The following is an 18274-nucleotide window of genomic DNA, read 5'->3' on the forward strand; positions in this document are numbered from 1 at the left end:
CTATGACCACGGGCGGCGCACGGGAGGGCGACCGGCGTACGCATATGCCTGTACGCCCCCAGCCCGTGACCAGCGGAGGGCCGGCGCGTTGGTCAAGAAAGAGTTGACCACATCGGGCCCCCTTCGCGGCCCAATTCCTTTCAACGCCGGTTCGAGAGGCTTGTTCATGGCCGACCACGCAACCCACGACGCCCAGGCCCGGGCCAGCCTGCACTTGCTGGTGCGGGACATCGAGCGGGTCCGCCGGCAGGTGGACGCGCTGCGCACGCTCACCGCCCAGCTGGGCAACGTCTACCGCCCGCGCCGCTCCGGCCCCTCCACGGGCTTCGTCGTCTACGGACGCGCCCCCGCCCCGACGGTCCGCCTCGCCCAGGAACTCCGCGACAGTGTCGAGACCCTGGTCACGGCCGCGGTGGACTTCGACCGCTCACTCGGTTTCTCGTGGGACGCGGTGGGCTCGGCGCTCGGGGTCACCAAACAGGCGGTGCACCGCCGGTACGGCGCGCGCCGTGCCGCGGCCCAGGCGGCGGCCGAGACCGAGCGGACGCCGGAGCCGTCCGGCACCCGCACGATCAATGTGACCGCCGGGCTGCCCACCGTGCCGACGGTCCCCGCGGCCCGCTCCATGCCCACCCAGCCGACGGCGGCCGCCCCGGCCCTGCGCGACGAGGCCCGCCCCACCCCCTTCCCCAGCCCCCGCAACGGCTGACCCCGCCGCCCCTCCCCCTGCCCTTCCGGAACCTTCCGGGAGGGCAGACGCATGGCGCGGCCGACGGGGACGGACGCAGGACACGGCCGACGGGGGCGGCGCTCGGGGCGGCGACCGCCTCGGCGGCGGGGCGTGCGCCCGGGCCCCCCGTGCCGCCGCTCAGCCGATGTCCGGCGGGTCGACGCGGACCCGCACCTGTTCGGCGGTGCCGCGGGCCATGCGGGCGGCCTGGGCGGTCTTCAGGGCCGTGGCCAGGGTGGCGCCGCTGCCCGGCGGGACGCGGACGAGGGCGCGCTCCCAGTGTTCGCCGGGCGGGGGCGCGCCAGGTCTGCGCGGGCGGCCGGGCGGCGGGGGCGGCAGCGGTACGGGGCCCAGCACCTCCGCGTCCGGCGGCAGCTCGACGGCCGCCAGGAACTCCGCGACGGCCGCGGGCGGTCCGGACACGGCGGCCATCCGGGACACCGGCGGGAAACCCAGCTCCGCCCGCTCGGCCAGTTCCCGCACGGCATGTCCGACGGGGTCCCACCGCACGAGCGCCTGCACGGGCCGCAGCGTGGGTTCGGCGACGACGACCACGGTGCCGCCCTCCCCCTGCGGCCGCACCAGCGCGCCGGCCGCGATCCACCGGCGCAGCGCGTCCTCGCCGGCCCGCAGGTCGGGGCGCCCGAGCATCGCCCAGCCGTCCAGGAGCAGGGCCGCCGCGTAGCCGCCCTCGGCCACCGGTTCGGCGCCCGGCGTGCTGACCACGAGGGCGGGCGTGTCCGGCACGGTGTCCAGCACGTGCTCGCGCCCCGAGGTGCGCACGGGCACGGCGGGAAAGGCCCGCCCCAGTTCCTCGGCGGTACGGCGCGCGCCGACGATCTGCGCGCGGAGCCGGAAGCCGCCGCACTCCGGGCAGTGCCAGGCGCCCTCCTCGCGCCCGCACCAGCCGCACCGCAGCACCCCGCCGTCCTGGCCCTCCAACGGTCCGGAGCAGTGCCGGCACCGGGCGGGCGCACGGCACCGGGCACAGGCCATGCGGGGGGTGTAACCGCGCCGGGGCACCTGGACGAGCACCGGCCCGTGCCGCAGCCCCTCGCGCGCCGCCTGCCAGGCGAGGGTGGGCAGCCGGGCGGCGCGGGCGGCCTCGTCGCGCGCGAGGTCCTCGTCGCCGACGGTCCGGACGAGGGGGGCGGACCGGCGCACCTGCTCGCGCCCGGCGACCAGCGGCCGGGCCCAGCCGCTCTCGACCAGCTGGGCGGCCTCCACGGTGCACCCCCAGCCGCCCAGCAGGAAGGCGCACCGGTCCAGCGCGGCCCGCAGCAGCAGCACATCGCGGGCGTGCGGCTGCGGGGCGTGCGGCTCGCTGTGGCTGTCGTCGCCGTCGTCCCAGACGGCGACGAGCCCGAGGTCCCGCACGGGCGCGAACATCGCCGCCCGGGTCCCGACGACGGCGCGCACGGAGCCGCGCCGCACCGCCAGCCACCGCGCGTACCGCTTCTCGGGACCGGCGTCGGCGGTGAGCAGCGCGTGCCGGCCGGGACCGAGCAGCGCGGTCAGCGCGGCGTCGACGCGCGCGGCGGCCCGCCCGTCCGGCACGACGACCAGGGCGCCCCGCCCGGAGGCGAGCGTGGCGGCGACGGCCCGGGCCAGCTCCTCGCTCCACAGGGGGCCGGGCAGCGCGTTCCACACGGCCCGGGGCGCGCCGCCGGAGGCCAGCGCGTCGAGGAAGGCGCCCCCGTGCTCGTACCGGGCCCAGGAACCGGTGTCGGGTGCCGCGGGCGGGGGCGGTGGCTCGGGGGAGGGCCGCTGTTCGGCGCGGGCGTTGCGCGGCGGCACGGCCAGTTGCAACACGTCGGCGAGGCTGCCCGCGTACCGGTCGGCGACGGCGCGGGCGAGGCCGAGCAGCTCCTCGCCGAGCACCGGTTCGGGCGAGACGACCTGGGCGAGCGCGGCCAGCGGTCCGGAGTAGTCGGACTCGGCCCGCCGCTCGATCAGGAAGCCGTCGATGAGGCCGCCGCCCTCCCGGCGCCCGTCGCGCACCCGGTGCCGCCCGGCCCCGAACCGCACCCGCACCCGCACCCCGGGCTGGGCCTGGGCGTCCAGTTCGGCGGGCACCGCGTAGTCGAAGTACCGGTCGAGGTGGAGCACGCCCTTGTCGACCAGCACCCGGGCGACGGGCAGCTCGGGCGCGAGCGCGGCCCCCCGCCAGGTCCGCGGCTTGGCCCGCGGCACCTTGGCGTTGCGCACGCTCTCCCGGATCAGCGCGAGCTGCTCCGGCGGCGCCCCTTCGGCCCCGCCGCCCCCCTCGCCCCGGCCCGCCCCGTTCTCGCTGCTCACGCCTGCATTCTTACCAAACACCACCGACAACGCCCGGCCGGCCGGCGCCCGCGGCCGGCCCGGAACGCGCCGGGACCCGGCCCCCTGGGAGGGGCCGGGTCCCGGCGGGTGGGATCGGGGGCTACAGGCCGGCGGCGGCGCGCAGGGCGTCGACGCGGTCGGTGCGCTCCCAGGTGAACTCGGGCAGCTCGCGGCCGAAGTGGCCGTACGCGGCGGTCTGGCCGTAGATCGGGCGGAGCAGGTCGAGGTCGCGGATGATCGCGGCGGGGCGGAGGTCGAAGACCTCGTCGATCGCCTTCTCGATCTTCTCGGGGTCGATCTTGTGGGTGCCGAAGGTCTCCACGAACAGACCGACGGGCTCCGCCTTGCCGATGGCGTAGGCGACCTGGACCTCGCAGCGGGAGGCCAGGCCGGCCGCCACGACGTTCTTGGCGACCCAGCGCATCGCGTACGCGGCCGAGCGGTCCACCTTGGACGGGTCCTTGCCCGAGAAGGCGCCGCCACCGTGACGGGCCATGCCGCCGTACGTGTCGATGATGATCTTGCGGCCGGTCAGGCCGGCGTCGCCCATCGGGCCGCCGATCTCGAAGCGGCCGGTCGGGTTCACCAGCAGGCGGTAGCCCTCGGTGTCCAGCTTGATGCCCTCTTCCAGCAGCGCCTTCAGCTCCGGCTCCACCACGAACTCGCGGATGTCGGGGGCGAGCAGCGACTCCAGGTCGATGTCGGAGGCGTGCTGGGAGGAGACCACCACCGTGTCCAGGCGGACCGCCTTGTCACCGTCGTACTCGATGGTGACCTGGGTCTTGCCGTCCGGGCGCAGGTAGGGGATGGTGCCGTTCTTGCGGACCTCGGACAGGCGCTTGGACAGGCGGTGCGCCAGGAAGATCGGCAGCGGCATGAGGGTCGGCGTCTCGTCGGAGGCGTAGCCGAACATCAGGCCCTGGTCGCCCGCGCCCTGCCGGTCCAGTTCGTCGTCGTCGCCCTCGACCCGGGCCTCGTACGCGGCGTCGACACCCTGGGCGATGTCCGGGGACTGCGCGCCGATGGACACCGACACACCACAGGAGGCGCCGTCGAAGCCCTTCTTGGAGGAGTCGTAGCCGATGTCCAGGATCTTGTTGCGGACGAGGGTCGCGATGTCCGCGTAGGCCTTGGTCGTCACCTCGCCGGCCACGTGCACCAGGCCGGTGGTGATGAGCGTCTCCACGGCGACCCGGGAGGTCGGGTCCTCACGCAGAAGCGCGTCGAGAATGGTGTCGCTGATCTGGTCAGCGATCTTGTCGGGGTGACCCTCGGTCACGGACTCCGAGGTGAACAGGCGACGGGACACAACGCTCCCTGTGGTTGCAGCGGCTGCTGGCTGATCATTTGCGGTCGACGCGGGGCTGCGCCCGGCGTCGACCGTGAACAGTTTATCGGTCGCACTCCGCCGACGGGCCACCCGTCTCGCCTCTCGGGAGCGCTGTGACCTGCGGCACGGGCATTCTGCCCAATGTCGAGTGGCGTTGGCCAGGGTCGCCACGCCCAATTCGATCGTGGCGTGAACATGACGTGCGGCCGCCCGCCCGGCGCGCCGGGTCAGTCCAGTCGCCGGACGACGAGGTCCCAGACGGTGTCGGCGAGGTCCTCCTTGGGCCCGTACGGCACCGGGGTCTCGCTGCCGTCGGCGCCCAGCACCACGGCCTCGTTCTCCTCGGAGCCGAAGGTCTTGCGCTCCCCCACTTCGTTGACCACGAGCAGGTCACAGCCCTTGCGGGCGAGCTTGGTGCGGCCGTTGGCGAGGACGTCGTCGGTCTCGGCGGCGAAGCCGACGATCACCTGTCCGGGCCGGGCCCGGTTGGCGGACACCTCCGCGAGGACGTCCGGATTGCGCACGAGGACGATCGGATCCGGCTCCTGGCCGTCCTTCTTCTTGATCTTCCCGGCGGCGTAGACGGACGGTCGGAAATCGGCCACGGCGGCGGCCATGACCACGGCGTCGGCGTCCGCCGCGGCCTTCAGGACGGCCTCGCGCAGCTGCACGGCGGTGCCGACCCGGACGACGTCCACGCCCGCCGGGTCGGGCAGCGCGGTGTTGGCGGCCACCAGCGTGACCCGGGCGCCGCGGGCCGCGGCGGTGCGGGCGAGGGCGTAGCCCTGCTTGCCGGAGGAGCGGTTGCCGAGGAAGCGGACCGGGTCGAGGGGTTCGCGGGTGCCGCCGGCGGAGACGACGACGTGCCGCCCTTCGAGGTCGGCGGCGGCGCCGCCGCGGGCCAGCACCCGGCGGCAGACCTCGAAGATCTCGGCCGGGTCGGGCAGCCGGCCCTTGCCGGTGTCGACGCCGGTGAGGCGGCCGACGGCGGGCTCGACGACGACGGCGCCGCGGCGGCGCAGGGTCGCCACGTTCTCCCGGGTGGCCGGGTGCTCCCACATCTCGGTGTGCATCGCGGGTGCGAAGACCACCGGGCAGCGGGCGGTGAGCAGGGTGTTGGTCAGCAGGTCGTCGGCGAGGCCGTGGGCGGCCTTGGCGAGCATGTCGGCGGTGGCCGGGGCCACCACCACCAGATCGGCGTGCTGGCCGATGCGGACGTGCGGGACCTCGTGGACGTCGTCCCAGACCTCGGTGGAGACCGGGTTGCCGGACAGCGCGGACCAGGTGGCGGCGCCGACGAAGTGCAGCGCGGAGGCGGTGGGCACCACGCGGACGTCGTGGCCCGACTCGGTGAACCTCCTCAGCAGCTCACAGGCCTTGTAGGCGGCGATGCCGCCACTGACCCCCAGTACGACCTTCGGCTTGTCCACCACGGCTCCTCGCATTCGGGAATCTGCACCACCCATGACACACCACAGGCCCGGCAGAAGGACTGCCGGGCCTGTGGATAAGTCAGTCGCAATCTGAAAGTACTACTGCGCCGGGCCGTCAACGGCCTCGGAGGTCAGCAGACCCGCGTTGATCTCGCGCAGGGCGATCGAGAGCGGCTTCTCGTGCACGTGGGTGTCGACGAGCGGACCGACGTACTCGAGGAGGCCCTCACCGAGCTGCGAGTAGTACGCGTTGATCTGACGCGCGCGCTTGGCCGCGTAGATCACGAGGCTGTACTTCGAGTCGGTCGCCTCGAGGAGCTCGTCGATCGGCGGGTTGATGATGCCCTCGGGCGCGGTGATGGAAGAGGACACGCTCTACCTTCCGATGGATGGAAAAGAATCAGACATCGTGACCACAGTCACGATCACACAACGTCCATCAAGGCTAGCAGCTCGCGGGCCACGTCCTCGACGGAGGTGTTGACCAAGGTCGCATCGAACTCCGGCTCGGCCGCCAGCTCGGTCCGCGCCGCCTGCAGGCGCCGCTCGACGACCTCGGGCGACTCGGTCCCCCGGCCGGTCAGCCTGCGCACCAGCTCCTCCCAGGAGGGGGGAGCCAGGAACACCAGCTGGGCGTCGGACAGGGACTCGCGCACCTGCCGGGCGCCCTGGAGGTCGATCTCCAGCAGCACGGGCTCGCCGTTCTCCAGCCGCTCCAGCACGGCCGCGCGGGGCGTGCCGTAGCGGTTGCCGGCGAACTCGGCCCACTCCAGCAGCTCGCCGTTGGCGATCAGCTTGTCCATCTCCTCGTCGGTGACGAAGAAGTAGTGGACTCCGTGCTGCTCGCCGGGGCGCGGCTTGCGGGTGGTCGCCGACACCGAGAGCCAGACCTCGGGGTGTTCCTTGCGCATATGGGCGACGACCGTGCTCTTGCCGACCCCCGAGGGGCCGGAGAGCACGGTCAGCCGCGGACGTTCACTCATGCAGCGATTATTCCAGCAATCCCGGGGTGCCCGGGACTCCCGGTCCGCCCGGGAGGCGGACTCAGGAGCCGGTGCTGCCGAACTCACGCTCCAGGGAGGCGATCTGGTTCGAACCGAGACCGCGCACACGGCGGCTCTCGGAGATGCCCAGACGCTCCATGATCTGCTTGGCGCGGACCTTGCCCACGCCCGGCAGGGACTCCAGCAGCGCGGAGACCTTCATCTTGCCGATGACGTCGTTTTCCTGGCCCTGCTTGATGACCTCGTGCAGGGAGGCGCCGGAGTGCTTGAGTCGATTCTTGACCTCGGCCCGCTCCCGGCGAGCCGCGGCGGCCTTTTCGAGCGCGGCTGCGCGCTGTTCAGGGGTAAGGGGCGGAAGAGCCACGCCTACGTCACCTCGGATGTCGAACTGTCGGATACGGACCGGTGAGGAACCTAGTCGCCCCACACCTGGGGACCTACGAGCAACACGCTGCCCGACCTCCCCCACTGCCTTGAGGGGCACGGGAGGTGTCCCCACTGCCTCGGAGACTAGCGGGCAAGTCCGCCAGAGTCAGCGAGAACAGCGGAAAAGTCCTGGTCAGCCTCCGCCAGGTCTGGCATTTCGGACAAATTGCCCTCGATTTGAGGATGTATTCACACTCAAGTCGGCGTGATCCCGCTCCGCCGGGCGCCGGACCGGGGCTCAGCCCGCGGCGACGGCCTCCCTGATCTGGGCCGCGAACCGCTCGGCCGCCCCGCGCAGCGCGCCGGCGTCGGGGCCGTGCCGCAGCACACCCCGGCTGACGTTGGGCACGACATTGCGGACGGCCGCCCCGAAGACCCGGGGGAGGTCGGCCGGGGTCGCGCCCTGGGCGCCGATGCCGGGGGCCAGCAGCGGGCCGCCCATGTCCAGGTCGTAGGAGGACAGGTCGCCGAGCGTGGCGCCGACGACCGCGCCGAAGGAGCCCAGCGGCTCCTCCCCCGCGTTCTCGGCCGCCAGGTGGGCCAGCACGGTCGCCCCGACGCTGCGGCCGTCGGCGCGCACCGCGTGCTGCACCTCGCCGCCCTCCGGGTTCGAGGTCAGCGCCAGCACGAACAGGCCGGCGCCGCTCTCCCGGGCCAGCGCGACGGCCGGGGAGAGCGAGCCGTAGCCGAGGTACGGCGAGACGGTCAGGGCGTCGGAGAACAGCGGGGCGTCCGGGCGCAGGAACGCCTCGGCGTAGGCGGCCATGGTGGAGCCGATGTCGCCGCGCTTGGCGTCCATGACGACCAGGGCGCCGGCCGCGCGCGCCTCCTGGACCGACTTCTCCAGCACGGCGAGGCCGCGCGAGCCGAAGCGCTCGAAGAAGGCGCTCTGCGGCTTCAGGACCGCCACCCGGTCGGCCATGGCCTCGACGACCGTGCGGCTGAACCGCTCCAGGCCGGCGATGTCGTCGGCCAGGCCCCACTCGGCGAGCAGGGAGGCGTGCGGGTCGATGCCGACGCACAGCGGGCCGCGTTCGTCCATGGCGCGGCGCAGCCGGGCGCCGAAGGGCTCCAGGGGGGTCATGCGGGCTTCCTCACGTCGGCGCCGACCGCGTCGGCGAGGGTGGCGTACGGGCTGGTGCGCAGGCGGGCGGCGAGGCCCTTGTGGATCGAGCGGCACCAGAAGGGACCCTCGTAGACGAAGGCGCTGTAGCCCTGGACCAGCGTGGCACCGGCCAGGATGCGCTGCCAGGCGTCCTCGGCCGTCTCGATGCCGCCGACGCCCACCAGGGTGATCCGGTCGCCCACGCGCGCGTACAGGCGGCGCAGCACCTCCAGGGAGCGCGCCTTGAGGGGGGCGCCGGACAGGCCGCCGGTCTCCCGCACCAGCGCGGGCGCGGAGCGCAGGCCGAGCCCCTCGCGGGCGATGGTGGTGTTGGTGGCGATGATGCCGTCCAGGCCCAGTTCCACGGCGAGGTCGGCGACCGCGTCGACGTCCTCGTCGGCGAGGTCGGGGGCGATCTTCACCAGCAGGGGGACGCGCCGGCCGGGGACCGTGCGGTCGGCGGCCTCGCGCACCGCGGTGAGCAGCGGCCGCAGGTGGTCCACCGCCTGCAGGTCGCGCAGGCCGGGGGTGTTGGGCGAGGAGACGTTGACGACCAGGTAGTCCGCGTACGGCGCGAGGCGCTCGGCCGACTTCACGTAGTCGGCGACGGCCTCCGCCTCGGGGACGGCCTTGGTCTTGCCGATGTTGACGCCGACGACGGTCCTGAAGACGGGCTCGCGCGTGGCCAGGCGGGCGGCCACGGTCAGCGAGCCGTCGTTGTTGAAGCCCATGCGGTTGATCAGCGCGCGGTCGGCGACGAGCCGGAACAGCCGCTTCCTGGGGTTGCCGGGCTGCGGCTCCCCCGTCACCGTGCCGATCTCGACGTGGTCGAAGCCCAGCATCGACATCCCGTCGATCGCGACGGCGTTCTTGTCGAAGCCGGCGGCCAGCCCGAACGGGCCGTGCATCCGCAGCCCGAACGCCTCGGTGCGCAGCTCCTTGTGGCGGGGCGCGAGCACGGCGGCGGCGAAGGTGCGCAGCACGGGGATGCGGGCGGCCAGGCGGATCCAGCGGAAGGCCAGGTGGTGGGCCTGCTCCGGGTCCATGCGCCGGAAGACCAACCTGAAAAAGATCTTGTACATGGTGTCCTCGTGAAGAGGGGGACACCGTTTCCGGTGTCCCCCTCGGGGCTGCTAGTCGCGGGCCGCGGTCAGGCGCTCGGCGTGTTCCTGGAGGGAGCGGACGCCCACGTCGCCGTGGTTGAGGGCGTCGATGCCCTGGACGGCCGCGGCGAGGGCCTGGACGGTGGTCAGGCACGGCACGGAGCGGGCCACCGCGGCCGTACGGATGTCGTAGCCGTCGAGGCGGCCGCCGGTGCCGTACGGCGTGTTGACGATGAGGTCGACCTCGCCGTCGTGGATGAGCTGGACGATGGTCCGCTCGCCGTTCGGGCCGGTGCCCTCGGACTGCTTGCGCACGACCGTGGCGTTGATGCCGTTGCGCTTGAGGACCTCGGCGGTGCCGGAGGTGGCGAGCAGCTCGAAGCCGTGGGCGACCAGCTCGCGCGCGGGGAAGATCATCGAGCGCTTGTCGCGGTTGGCGACCGAGATGAACGCGCGGCCCTTGGTGGGCAGCGGCCCGTACGCGCCCGCCTGCGACTTGGCGTACGCCGTGCCGAAGACGGAGTCGATGCCCATGACCTCGCCCGTGGAGCGCATCTCCGGGCCGAGGACGGTGTCCACGCCGCGGCCGTGGATGTCACGGAAGCGCGACCACGGCAGGACGGCCTCCTTGACGGAGATCGGCGCGTCCAGCGGCAGCTCGCCGCCGTCGCCGTTCTTCGGCAGCAGGCCCTCGGCGCGCAGCTCGGCGATGGTCGCGCCCAGCGAGATGCGGGCGGCGGCCTTGGCGAGCGGCACCGCGGTCGCCTTGGAGGTGAAGGGCACCGTGCGGGAGGCGCGCGGGTTGGCCTCCAGGACGTAGAGGATGTCGCCGGCCATCGCGAACTGGATGTTGATCAGGCCCCGCACGCCGACGCCCTTGGCGATGGCCTCGGTGGAGGCGCGCAGCCGCTTGATGTCGAAGCCGCCCAGGGTGATCGGGGGCAGGGCGCACGCGGAGTCGCCGGAGTGGATGCCGGCCTCCTCGATGTGCTCCATCACACCGCCGAGGTACAGCTCCTCGCCGTCGTAGAGCGCGTCGACGTCGATCTCGATGGCGTCGTCCAGGAAGCGGTCGACGAGGACCGGCCGGGAGGGGCTGATCTCGGTCGACTCGGCGATGTAGGAGGCGAGGCGGGTCTCGTCGTAGACGATCTCCATGCCGCGTCCGCCGAGCACGTACGACGGCCGGACCAGGACCGGGTAGCCGATCTCGTCGGCGATGGCCTTGGCCTCCGCGAAGGTGGTGGCCGTGCCGTGCTTGGGGGCCGGCAGGCCCGCCTCGGCGAGGACGCGGCCGAAGGCGCCGCGGTCCTCGGCCGCGTGGATGGCCTCCGGGGAGGTGCCCACGACCGGCACGCCGTTGTCCTTCAGGGCCTGCGACAGGCCCAGCGGGGTCTGGCCGCCGAGCTGGACGATGACGCCCGCGACCGGGCCGGCCTGCTGCTCGGCGTGGACGATCTCCAGCACGTCTTCCAGCGTCAGCGGCTCGAAGTACAGGCGGTCGGAGGTGTCGTAGTCCGTGGAGACGGTCTCCGGGTTGCAGTTGACCATCACCGTCTCGTACCCGGCGTCGGCCAGCGCGAAGGAGGCGTGGACGCAGGAGTAGTCGAACTCGATGCCCTGGCCGATGCGGTTGGGGCCGGAGCCGAGGATGATCACGGCCGGCTTCTCCCGGGGGGCGACCTCGTTCTCCTCGTCGTAGGCCGAGTAGAAGTACGGCGTCTTCGCGGCGAACTCGGCGGCGCAGGTGTCGACCGTCTTGTAGACCGGGCGGATGCCGAGGGCGTGCCGGACCTCGCGGACGACGTCCTCGCGCAGGCCGCGGATCTCGCCGATCTGCTGGTCGGAGAAGCCGTGCCGCTTGGCCTCGGCGAGCAGGCCGGCGGTCAGCTCGGGGGCGCCGGCCAGCTCGTCCGCGATCTCCTTGATGAGGAAGAGCTGGTCCACGAACCAGGGGTCGATCTTCGTGTACTCGAAGACCTCCTCGGGCGTGGCGCCGGCGCGGATGGCCTGCATGACGGTGTTGATCCGGCCGTCGGTGGGCCGTACGGCCTCGCGCAGCAGGGTTTCCTTGTCGCCCGGGTCGCCGACGAAGGTGAACTGGCTGCCCTTCTTCTCCAGGGAGCGCAGCGCCTTCTGGAAGGCCTCGGGGAAGTTGCGGCCGATGGCCATGGCCTCGCCGACCGACTTCATGGTGGTGGTCAGCGAGGAGTCGGCCTGCGGGAACTTCTCGAAGGCGAACCGCGGGGCCTTGACGACCACGTAGTCGAGGGTCGGCTCGAAGGAGGCCGGGGTCTCGGCGGTGATGTCGTTCGGGATCTCGTCCAGGGTGTAGCCGACGGCCAGCTTGGCGGCGATCTTGGCGATCGGGAAGCCGGTGGCCTTGGAGGCGAGCGCCGAGGAACGCGACACGCGCGGGTTCATCTCGATGACGATCACGCGGCCGTCCTCGGGGTTGACCGCGAACTGGATGTTGCAGCCGCCGGTGTCGACGCCGACCTCGCGGATGATCGCGATGCCGACATCGCGCAGCACCTGGTACTCGCGGTCGGTCAGCGTCATCGCCGGGGCGACGGTGATCGAGTCACCGGTGTGCACGCCCATCGGGTCGAAGTTCTCGATGGAGCAGACGACCACGACGTTGTCGTTCTTGTCGCGCATCAGCTCCAGCTCGTACTCCTTCCAGCCGAGGATGGACTCCTCCAGGAGTACCTCGGTGGTCGGGGAGAGCGTGAGGCCCTGGCCGGCGATGCGGCGCAGCTCCTCCTCGTCGTGCGCGAAGCCGGAGCCGGCGCCGCCCATGGTGAAGGAGGGGCGGACGACGACCGGGTAGCCGCCGAGGGTCTCGACGCCCTTGAGGACGTCGTCCATGGAGTGGCAGATGACCGAGCGGGCGGACTCGCCGTGCCCGATCTTCTTGCGGACCTCCTCCACGACGTCCTTGAACAGGTCGCGGTCCTCGCCCTTGTGGATCGCCTCGGGCTTGGCGCCGATCAGCTCCACGCCGTACTTGGCGAGCACACCGTTCTCGTGCAGGGAGATGGCGGTGTTCAGGGCCGTCTGGCCGCCCAGGGTGGGCAGCAGGGCGTCCGGGCGCTCCTTGGCGATGATCTTCTCGACGAACTCGGGGGTGATCGGCTCGACGTAGGTGGCGTCGGCGATCTCCGGGTCGGTCATGATCGTCGCCGGGTTGGAGTTGACCAGGATGACGCGCAGGCCCTCGGCCTTGAGCACGCGGCACGCCTGGGTGCCGGAGTAGTCGAACTCGGCGGCCTGGCCGATGACGATCGGGCCGGAGCCGATGACCAGGACGGACTGGATATCGGTGCGCTTAGGCACGCTGGCCCTCCATCAGGGAAACGAAGCGGTCGAACAGGTAGGCGGCGTCGTGCGGACCGGCTGCCGCTTCGGGGTGGTACTGGACGGAGAAGGCGGGCTGGTCGAGCAGCTGGAGCCCCTCCACGACGTTGTCGTTCAGGCAGACGTGCGAGACCTCGGCGCGGCCGAATTTCGTCTCGCTGACCTTGTCGAGCGGCGCGTCCACGGCGAAGCCGTGGTTGTGCGCGGTGACCTCGACCTTGCCGGTCGTACGGTCCTGGACCGGCTGGTTGATGCCGCGGTGGCCGTACTTCAGCTTGTAGGTGCCGAAGCCGAGGGCGCGGCCGAGGATCTGGTTGCCGAAGCAGATGCCGAACAGGGGCGTCCCCCGCTCCAGGACGGCGGTCATCAGGGCCACCGGGCCGTCGGCGGTCGCCGGGTCGCCGGGACCGTTGGAGAAGAACACGCCGTCCGGGTCGACGGCGTAGACGTCGTCGGCGGTGGCGGTGGCGGGCAGGACGTGCACCTCGATGCCGCGCTCGGCCATGCGGTGCGGGGTCATGCCCTTGATGCCGAGGTCGATGGCGGCGACGGTGAAGCGCTTCTCGCCGACGGCCGGGACGACGTACGCCTCCTTGGTCGCGACCTCCTCGTAGAGGCTCGCGCCCTTCATGTGCGGCTGGGCCTGCACGCGCGCCAGCAGGTCCGCCTCGGGGGCGAGGGCCTCGCCGGAGAAGATGCCGGCCCGCATCGAGCCGCGCTCGCGCAGGTGGCGGGTGAGGGCGCGGGTGTCGATGCCGGAGATGCCGACCACGCCCTGGCGCTCCAGCTCGTCGTCCAGGGAGCGCTTGGCCCGCCAGTTGGACGGCACGCGCGCGGGGTCGCGCACGACGTAGCCGGAGACCCAGATGCGGCCCGACTCGTCGTCCTCGTCGTTCCAGCCGGTGTTGCCGATCTGCGGGGCGGTCGCGACGACGATCTGGCGGTCGTACGACGGGTCGGTGAGGGTCTCCTGGTAGCCGGTCATGCCGGTGGAGAACACGGCCTCGCCGAAGGTCTCCCCCACGGCCCCGTAGGCGCGGCCGCGGAAGGTGCGGCCGTCCTCCAGGACGAGTACGGCGGGAACCCTGGCGGCTCCCCTGGTGGAGGTCGTCATCGTGCGCCTTCCGTGTCGTTGGTCATCTTGTTCAGGGTGTCGGCCCACTCGGCGTGCTCGGCCGAGCGGTCCGAGCGGAATCCGGAGTCGATCAGTTTGTCGCCGTGCTGCCAGGTCACCACCAGCAGTCCGCCCTCGGTGAGGACCTTGCCGGCGATGCCCTTGTCCAGGCGGGCGCCGCGCAGGGCGGCCCGGGGGACGAAGAAGTCGGCGGCGCCGGGGCGCTCGACCTCCAGGCCCGCGTCGGTCAGGGTGAGCTCGGCCCGGCTGCGGGTGCCCAGGCCGTGCGCCACGATCCGGTCCAGCCACTGCCCGGCGGTGGTGGAGCCGTGGTAGCGGCCGCTCATGCTCAGTGTGGCCGGGCCGGTCTCCTCGGGCGCGGCGGGCAGCGGCGGCAGGCCCGCCTGGAGGGTGCCGCGCCACTTCCAGCCCTCGCGCATCAGCCAGTAGACCAGCGCGATGAACAGGGCCAGGCCGACGAGCCAGCCGATCCGGGCCCCCCAGTCGGTGACCTCGGCCGATTTCTTGGCCTCGGCCAGCAGGATTACAGGTGTCACGTGAGCTTCCCGTCGACGAGCGTGGCCTTGCCCCGCAGCCACGTGTGCGTCACACGGCCCGGCAGCTCACGGCCCTCGTAGGGGGTGTTGCGGCTGCGCGAGGCGAAGCCCGCGGGGTCCACCCGGCCACGGTATGCGGTGTCGACGAGGGTGAGGTTGGCGGGCTCACCAGCCGAGACGGGACGGCCGTGCCCGGCGGCCTGGCCGATCCGGGCCGGGTTGACGGACATGCGGTCGGCGACGCCGGCCCAGTCCAGCAGGCCCGTGTCGACCATGGTCTCCTGGACCACCGACAACGCGGTCTCCAGGCCGACCATGCCCATGGCGGCGGCGGCCCACTCGCAGTCCTTGTCCTCGTGCGGGTGCGGGGCGTGGTCGGTGGCGACGATGTCGATCGTGCCGTCGGCGAGCGCCTCGCGCAGGGCCATGACGTCGCGCTCGGTGCGCAGCGGCGGGTTGACCTTGTAGACGGGGTCGTAGGTGCGCACCAGCTCGTCGGTCAGCAGCAGGTGGTGGGGGGTGACCTCGGCGGTGACCCGGATGCCGCGGGACTTGGCCCAGCGGACGATCTCGACGCTGCCGGCGGTCGACAGATGGCAGATGTGGACGCGGGAGCCGACGTGCTCGGCGAGCAGCACGTCCCGGGCGATGATCGACTCCTCGGCGACGGCCGGCCAGCCGCCCAGGCCCAGCTCGGCGGAGACGACGCCCTCGTTCATCTGGGCGCCCTCGGTCAGCCGCGGCTCCTGCGCGTGCTGGGCGACGACGCCGCCGAAGGCCTTCACGTACTCCAGCGCGCGGCGCATGATCACCGCGTCGTCCACGCACTTGCCGTCGTCGGAGAAGACGGTGACCCCGGCGGCGGACTCGTGCATGGCGCCCAGCTCGGCGAGCTTCCTGCCCTCCAGGCCGACGGTGACGGCACCGATGGGCTGGACGTCGCAGTAGCCGTGCTCGCGGCCGAGCCGCCACACCTGCTCGACGACGCCGGCGGTGTCGGCGACCGGGAAGGTGTTGGCCATGGCGAACACGGCGGTGTAGCCGCCGCTCGCCGCCGCGCGGGTGCCGGTGAGGACGGTCTCGGAGTCCTCGCGGCCCGGCTCGCGGAGGTGGGTGTGCAGGTCGACCAGGCCCGGCAGCAGCACCTTGCCGCCGGCCTCGACCACCTCGGCCCCGTCGGCGGCGAGGCCCGTGCCCACCTCGGCGATGGTCTCGCCGTCGATCAGCACGTCCTGCGGCTCGCCGCCGAGCACCTTCGCACCACGGATCAGGATCTTGCTCATGGGTCTTACTTCTCCTCGGTACGAGAGTGGGTGACGGCGGGCTCGTTGCCACCGAGCAGCAGGTAGAGGACGGCCATCCGGATGGAGACGCCGTTGGCGACCTGCTCGACGGCGGTGCAGCGGCCGGAGTCGGCGACCTCGGCGGTGATCTCCATGCCCCGGACCATCGGGCCGGGGTGCATCACGATGGCGTGCTCCGGCAGCCGGGCCATGCGGTCGCCGTCGAGGCCGTAGCGCCGGGAGTACTCGCGCTCGGTCGGGAAGAAGGCCGCGTTCATGCGCTCGCGCTGGACGCGGAGCATCATCACGGCGTCGCACTTGGGCAGCGTGCTGTCGAGGTCGTAGGAGACCGCGCACGGCCAGGACTCGACGCCGACCGGGACCAGCGTGGGCGGGGCGACCAGGGTGACCTCGGCGCCGAGGGTGTGCAGCAGGTCGACGTTGGAGCGGGCGACCCGGCTGTGCAGGACGTCGCCGACGATGGTGATCCGCTTGCCGGACAGGTCCTGGCCGAGGCCGGCGTCGCGGCCGACCAGCCGGCGGCGCAGGGTGAAGGCGTCCAGCAGGGCCTGGGTGGGGTGCTGGTGGGTGCCGTCGCCGGCGTTGATGACGGCCGCGTCGATCCAGCCGGAGTTGGCGAGCCGGTAGGGGGCCCCGGAGGCGCCGTGCCGGATGACCACGGCGTCGACGCCCATGGCCTCCAGGGTCTGGGCGGTGTCCTTCAGGGACTCGCCCTTGGACACCGAGGAGCCCTTGGCGGAGAAGTTGATGACGTCCGCGGAGAGCCGCTTCTCCGCGGCCTCGAAGGAGATCCGCGTCCGCGTGGAGTCCTCGAAGAAGAGGTTGACGACCGTCCGGCCGCGCAGGGTCGGCAGCTTCTTGATCGGCCGGTCGCCGACCCGGGCCATCTCCTCGGCGGTGTCGAGGATCAGGACGGCGTCGTCGCGGGTGAGGTCGGCGGCCGAGATGAGATGACGCTGCATCTGACAGGCTCCGTAAGGCAGTTCATTCGGGAGATTTCGGGCAGGCAGGCGCGCGCGGGGGCACGCCGGGGCGGCCGCGCGCTGACGCGCTACTGGGCGTCCGGCTTCGCACCGAGCAGCACGGTGTCGCGACCGTCCTCCTCGGCGAGCTGGACCTTGACCGTCTCCCGCAGCGACGTGGGGAGGTTCTTGCCGACGTAGTCGGCGCGGATCGGCAGTTCGCGATGACCGCGGTCGACCAGGACCGCCAGCTGCACCGCGCGGGGGCGCCCGATGTCGTTCAGGGCGTCCAGGGCGGCGCGGATGGTGCGGCCGGAGAAGAGCACGTCGTCCACGAGGACGACCAGCCTGCCGTCGATGCCGTCACCGGGGATCTCGGTGCGGGCCAGCGCACGCGGCGGGTGCATGCGCAGGTCGTCCCGGTACATGGTGATGTCGAGGGAGCCGACCGGGATCGCGCGGTCGGTGATCTGCGCCAGCTTGTCGGCGAGCCGCCGGGCGAGGAAGACGCCCCGGGTCGGAATGCCGAGGAGCACCACGTCGTCGGCGCCCTTGGCGCGCTCGACGATCTCGTGGGCGATACGGGTCAGCACCCGCGCGATGTCGGGGCCTTCGAGCACGGGCCGGGCATCGGACGCTTGCGGGTGCACGGGCGTGTCGTGCGTGTCCATACGAAACGGACCTCCTTCTCCGCCTCACGGGACGGACCTTAAAGGACGTCGGAATTGCGCCATCCACCGTAGCAGGTCGCCCGGGGGCCTTCCGTCACCCCCTTGGCCTAATCCGGCGCCGCTACCACGGAAGCATCGGTGTGGACCATTCGGCTTGACGCAGGAGAGTCACGCTGCGTAACCTCACAGTGAGTTACCAGCCGCGCGGCGGGAAGACAGTCCGGTCGCGTCGACACAGTGTCCGGGGAGCTATATGTCCAGCGAATACGCCAAACAGCTCGGGGCCAAGCTCCGGGCCATCCGCACCCAGCAGGGCCTTTCCCTCCACGGTGTCGAGGAGAAGTCCCAGGGTCGCTGGAAGGCCGTGGTGGTGGGTTCGTACGAGCGCGGTGACCGTGCCGTGACCGTGCAGCGCCTCGCCGAGCTGGCCGATTTCTATGGCGTTCCGGTGCAGGAGCTCCTGCCGGGCACCACGCCGGGCGGCGCCGCCGAGCCGCCGCCGAAGCTGGTCCTGGACCTGGAGCGGCTCGCCACGGTGCCGGCCGAGAAGGCGGGCCCCCTGCAGCGCTACGCGGCGACGATCCAGTCCCAGCGCGGTGACTACAACGGCAAGGTGCTCTCCATCCGCCAGGACGACCTGCGCACACTCGCCGTCATCTACGACCAGTCGCCCTCGGTCCTCACCGAGCAGCTGATCAGCTGGGGCGTGCTGGACGCGGACGCGCGGCGCGCGGTGGCCACGCACGAAGAGGCGTAACCAACCGGCCATTCATAAGCAGAAACGTGGGGGGGGGGGGGGGGGGGGGGGGGGGGGGGGGGGGGGAGCGGGGGGGGGGGGGTTGGGGTTTTTTTGGGG

General features: G+C 72.4%; 16 protein-coding genes. 2 read left to right on the forward strand and 14 right to left on the reverse strand.

The window, feature by feature from the left end; all coding sequences use genetic code 11:
* Positions 1-166 precede the first annotated feature (166 nt).
* On the forward strand, positions 167-709 hold the full coding sequence (locus ACZ63H_RS22305) for a hypothetical protein (RefSeq protein WP_469867582.1): 543 nt from the start codon (positions 167-169) through the stop codon (positions 707-709).
* A gap of 159 nt (positions 710-868) precedes the next feature.
* Here the strand turns inward: ACZ63H_RS22305 and ACZ63H_RS22310 are convergent, their stop codons facing one another.
* The 14 genes from ACZ63H_RS22310 to pyrR form a co-directional block, all read right to left on the reverse strand.
* Entirely contained in the window at positions 869-3028 is a 2160-nt protein-coding gene (locus tag ACZ63H_RS22310) for a primosomal protein N' (RefSeq protein ID WP_469867583.1), read from the reverse strand.
* A gap of 121 nt (positions 3029-3149) precedes the next feature.
* Complete coding sequence (gene metK / locus ACZ63H_RS22315; protein WP_358693058.1) at positions 3150-4358, reverse strand: methionine adenosyltransferase; 1209 nt, start codon at positions 4356-4358, stop codon at positions 3150-3152.
* A 248-nt stretch (positions 4359-4606) separates the two neighbouring features.
* Complete coding sequence (gene coaBC / locus ACZ63H_RS22320) at positions 4607-5809, reverse strand: bifunctional phosphopantothenoylcysteine decarboxylase/phosphopantothenate--cysteine ligase CoaBC (RefSeq protein ID WP_469867584.1); 1203 nt, start codon at positions 5807-5809, stop codon at positions 4607-4609.
* Between the two features lie 102 nt (positions 5810-5911).
* Positions 5912-6184 carry a DNA-directed RNA polymerase subunit omega gene (rpoZ, locus tag ACZ63H_RS22325; RefSeq protein ID WP_030620214.1) on the reverse strand — a complete coding sequence of 91 codons (273 nt, stop codon included), beginning with the start codon at positions 6182-6184 and terminating at the stop codon, positions 5912-5914.
* 53 nt (positions 6185-6237) lie between these two features.
* A complete protein-coding gene (gene gmk, locus ACZ63H_RS22330; protein ID WP_469867585.1) occupies positions 6238-6795 on the reverse strand; it encodes a guanylate kinase in 558 nt (185 codons plus the stop codon).
* 61 nt (positions 6796-6856) lie between these two features.
* Positions 6857-7180: an integration host factor gene (locus ACZ63H_RS22335; RefSeq protein WP_003977346.1), complete on the reverse strand. Its 324-nt coding sequence runs from the start codon at positions 7178-7180 to the stop codon at positions 6857-6859.
* Between the two features lie 300 nt (positions 7181-7480).
* Positions 7481-8326 (reverse strand): orotidine-5'-phosphate decarboxylase, encoded by an 846-nt coding sequence (gene pyrF, locus ACZ63H_RS22340; RefSeq protein ID WP_469867586.1) that lies wholly within the window; start codon positions 8324-8326, stop codon positions 7481-7483.
* Positions 8323-9429, reverse strand: a complete 1107-nt coding sequence (locus tag ACZ63H_RS22345; protein WP_469867588.1) for a quinone-dependent dihydroorotate dehydrogenase — start codon at positions 9427-9429, stop codon at positions 8323-8325. The genes pyrF and ACZ63H_RS22345 overlap by 4 nt, the downstream gene beginning before the upstream one ends.
* A 51-nt stretch (positions 9430-9480) precedes the next feature.
* Complete coding sequence (carB, locus tag ACZ63H_RS22350) at positions 9481-12789, reverse strand: carbamoyl-phosphate synthase large subunit (RefSeq protein ID WP_469867590.1); 3309 nt, start codon at positions 12787-12789, stop codon at positions 9481-9483.
* Positions 12782-13924: a glutamine-hydrolyzing carbamoyl-phosphate synthase small subunit gene (carA, locus tag ACZ63H_RS22355; RefSeq protein ID WP_469867592.1), complete on the reverse strand. Its 1143-nt coding sequence runs from the start codon at positions 13922-13924 to the stop codon at positions 12782-12784. The genes carB and carA overlap by 8 nt, the downstream gene beginning before the upstream one ends.
* Positions 13921-14481 (reverse strand): PH-like domain-containing protein, encoded by a 561-nt coding sequence (locus tag ACZ63H_RS22360; protein ID WP_469867594.1) that lies wholly within the window; start codon positions 14479-14481, stop codon positions 13921-13923. Before ACZ63H_RS22360 ends, carA begins: the two co-directional genes overlap by 4 nt.
* Complete coding sequence (locus ACZ63H_RS22365; protein WP_469867596.1) at positions 14478-15764, reverse strand: dihydroorotase; 1287 nt, start codon at positions 15762-15764, stop codon at positions 14478-14480. The genes ACZ63H_RS22360 and ACZ63H_RS22365 overlap by 4 nt, the downstream gene beginning before the upstream one ends.
* Positions 15765-15769: 5 nt before the next feature.
* On the reverse strand, positions 15770-16747 hold the full coding sequence (locus ACZ63H_RS22370; RefSeq protein WP_469867598.1) for an aspartate carbamoyltransferase catalytic subunit: 978 nt from the start codon (positions 16745-16747) through the stop codon (positions 15770-15772).
* 89 nt (positions 16748-16836) lie between these two features.
* Positions 16837-17418 (reverse strand): bifunctional pyr operon transcriptional regulator/uracil phosphoribosyltransferase PyrR, encoded by a 582-nt coding sequence (gene pyrR, locus ACZ63H_RS22375; protein ID WP_469867600.1) that lies wholly within the window; start codon positions 17416-17418, stop codon positions 16837-16839.
* Positions 17419-17671: 253 nt separating this feature from the next.
* Here pyrR and bldD point away from each other — a divergent pair, with 253 nt between their 5' ends.
* Positions 17672-18175, forward strand: a complete 504-nt coding sequence (gene bldD / locus ACZ63H_RS22380; RefSeq protein WP_014671524.1) for a transcriptional regulator BldD — start codon at positions 17672-17674, stop codon at positions 18173-18175.
* Positions 18176-18274: the final 99 nt, after the last annotated feature.

The sequence above is a fragment of the Streptomyces sp. NPDC104831 genome (assembly GCF_055583025.1).

Coding starts and splice junctions, on each gene's coding strand:
- ACZ63H_RS22305 (WP_469867582.1), top strand. CDS start 167: ATGGCCGACCACGCAACCCACGACGCCCAGGCCCGGGCCAGCCTGCAC.
- gmk (WP_469867585.1), bottom strand. CDS start 6,795: ATGAGTGAACGTCCGCGGCTGACCGTGCTCTCCGGCCCCTCGGGGGTC.
- pyrF (WP_469867586.1), bottom strand. CDS start 8,326: ATGACCCCCCTGGAGCCCTTCGGCGCCCGGCTGCGCCGCGCCATGGAC.
- ACZ63H_RS22345 (WP_469867588.1), bottom strand. CDS start 9,429: ATGTACAAGATCTTTTTCAGGTTGGTCTTCCGGCGCATGGACCCGGAG.
- carA (WP_469867592.1), bottom strand. CDS start 13,924: ATGACGACCTCCACCAGGGGAGCCGCCAGGGTTCCCGCCGTACTCGTC.
- ACZ63H_RS22365 (WP_469867596.1), bottom strand. CDS start 15,764: ATGAGCAAGATCCTGATCCGTGGTGCGAAGGTGCTCGGCGGCGAGCCG.
- ACZ63H_RS22370 (WP_469867598.1), bottom strand. CDS start 16,747: ATGCAGCGTCATCTCATCTCGGCCGCCGACCTCACCCGCGACGACGCC.
- pyrR (WP_469867600.1), bottom strand. CDS start 17,418: ATGGACACGCACGACACGCCCGTGCACCCGCAAGCGTCCGATGCCCGG.
- bldD (WP_014671524.1), top strand. CDS start 17,672: ATGTCCAGCGAATACGCCAAACAGCTCGGGGCCAAGCTCCGGGCCATC.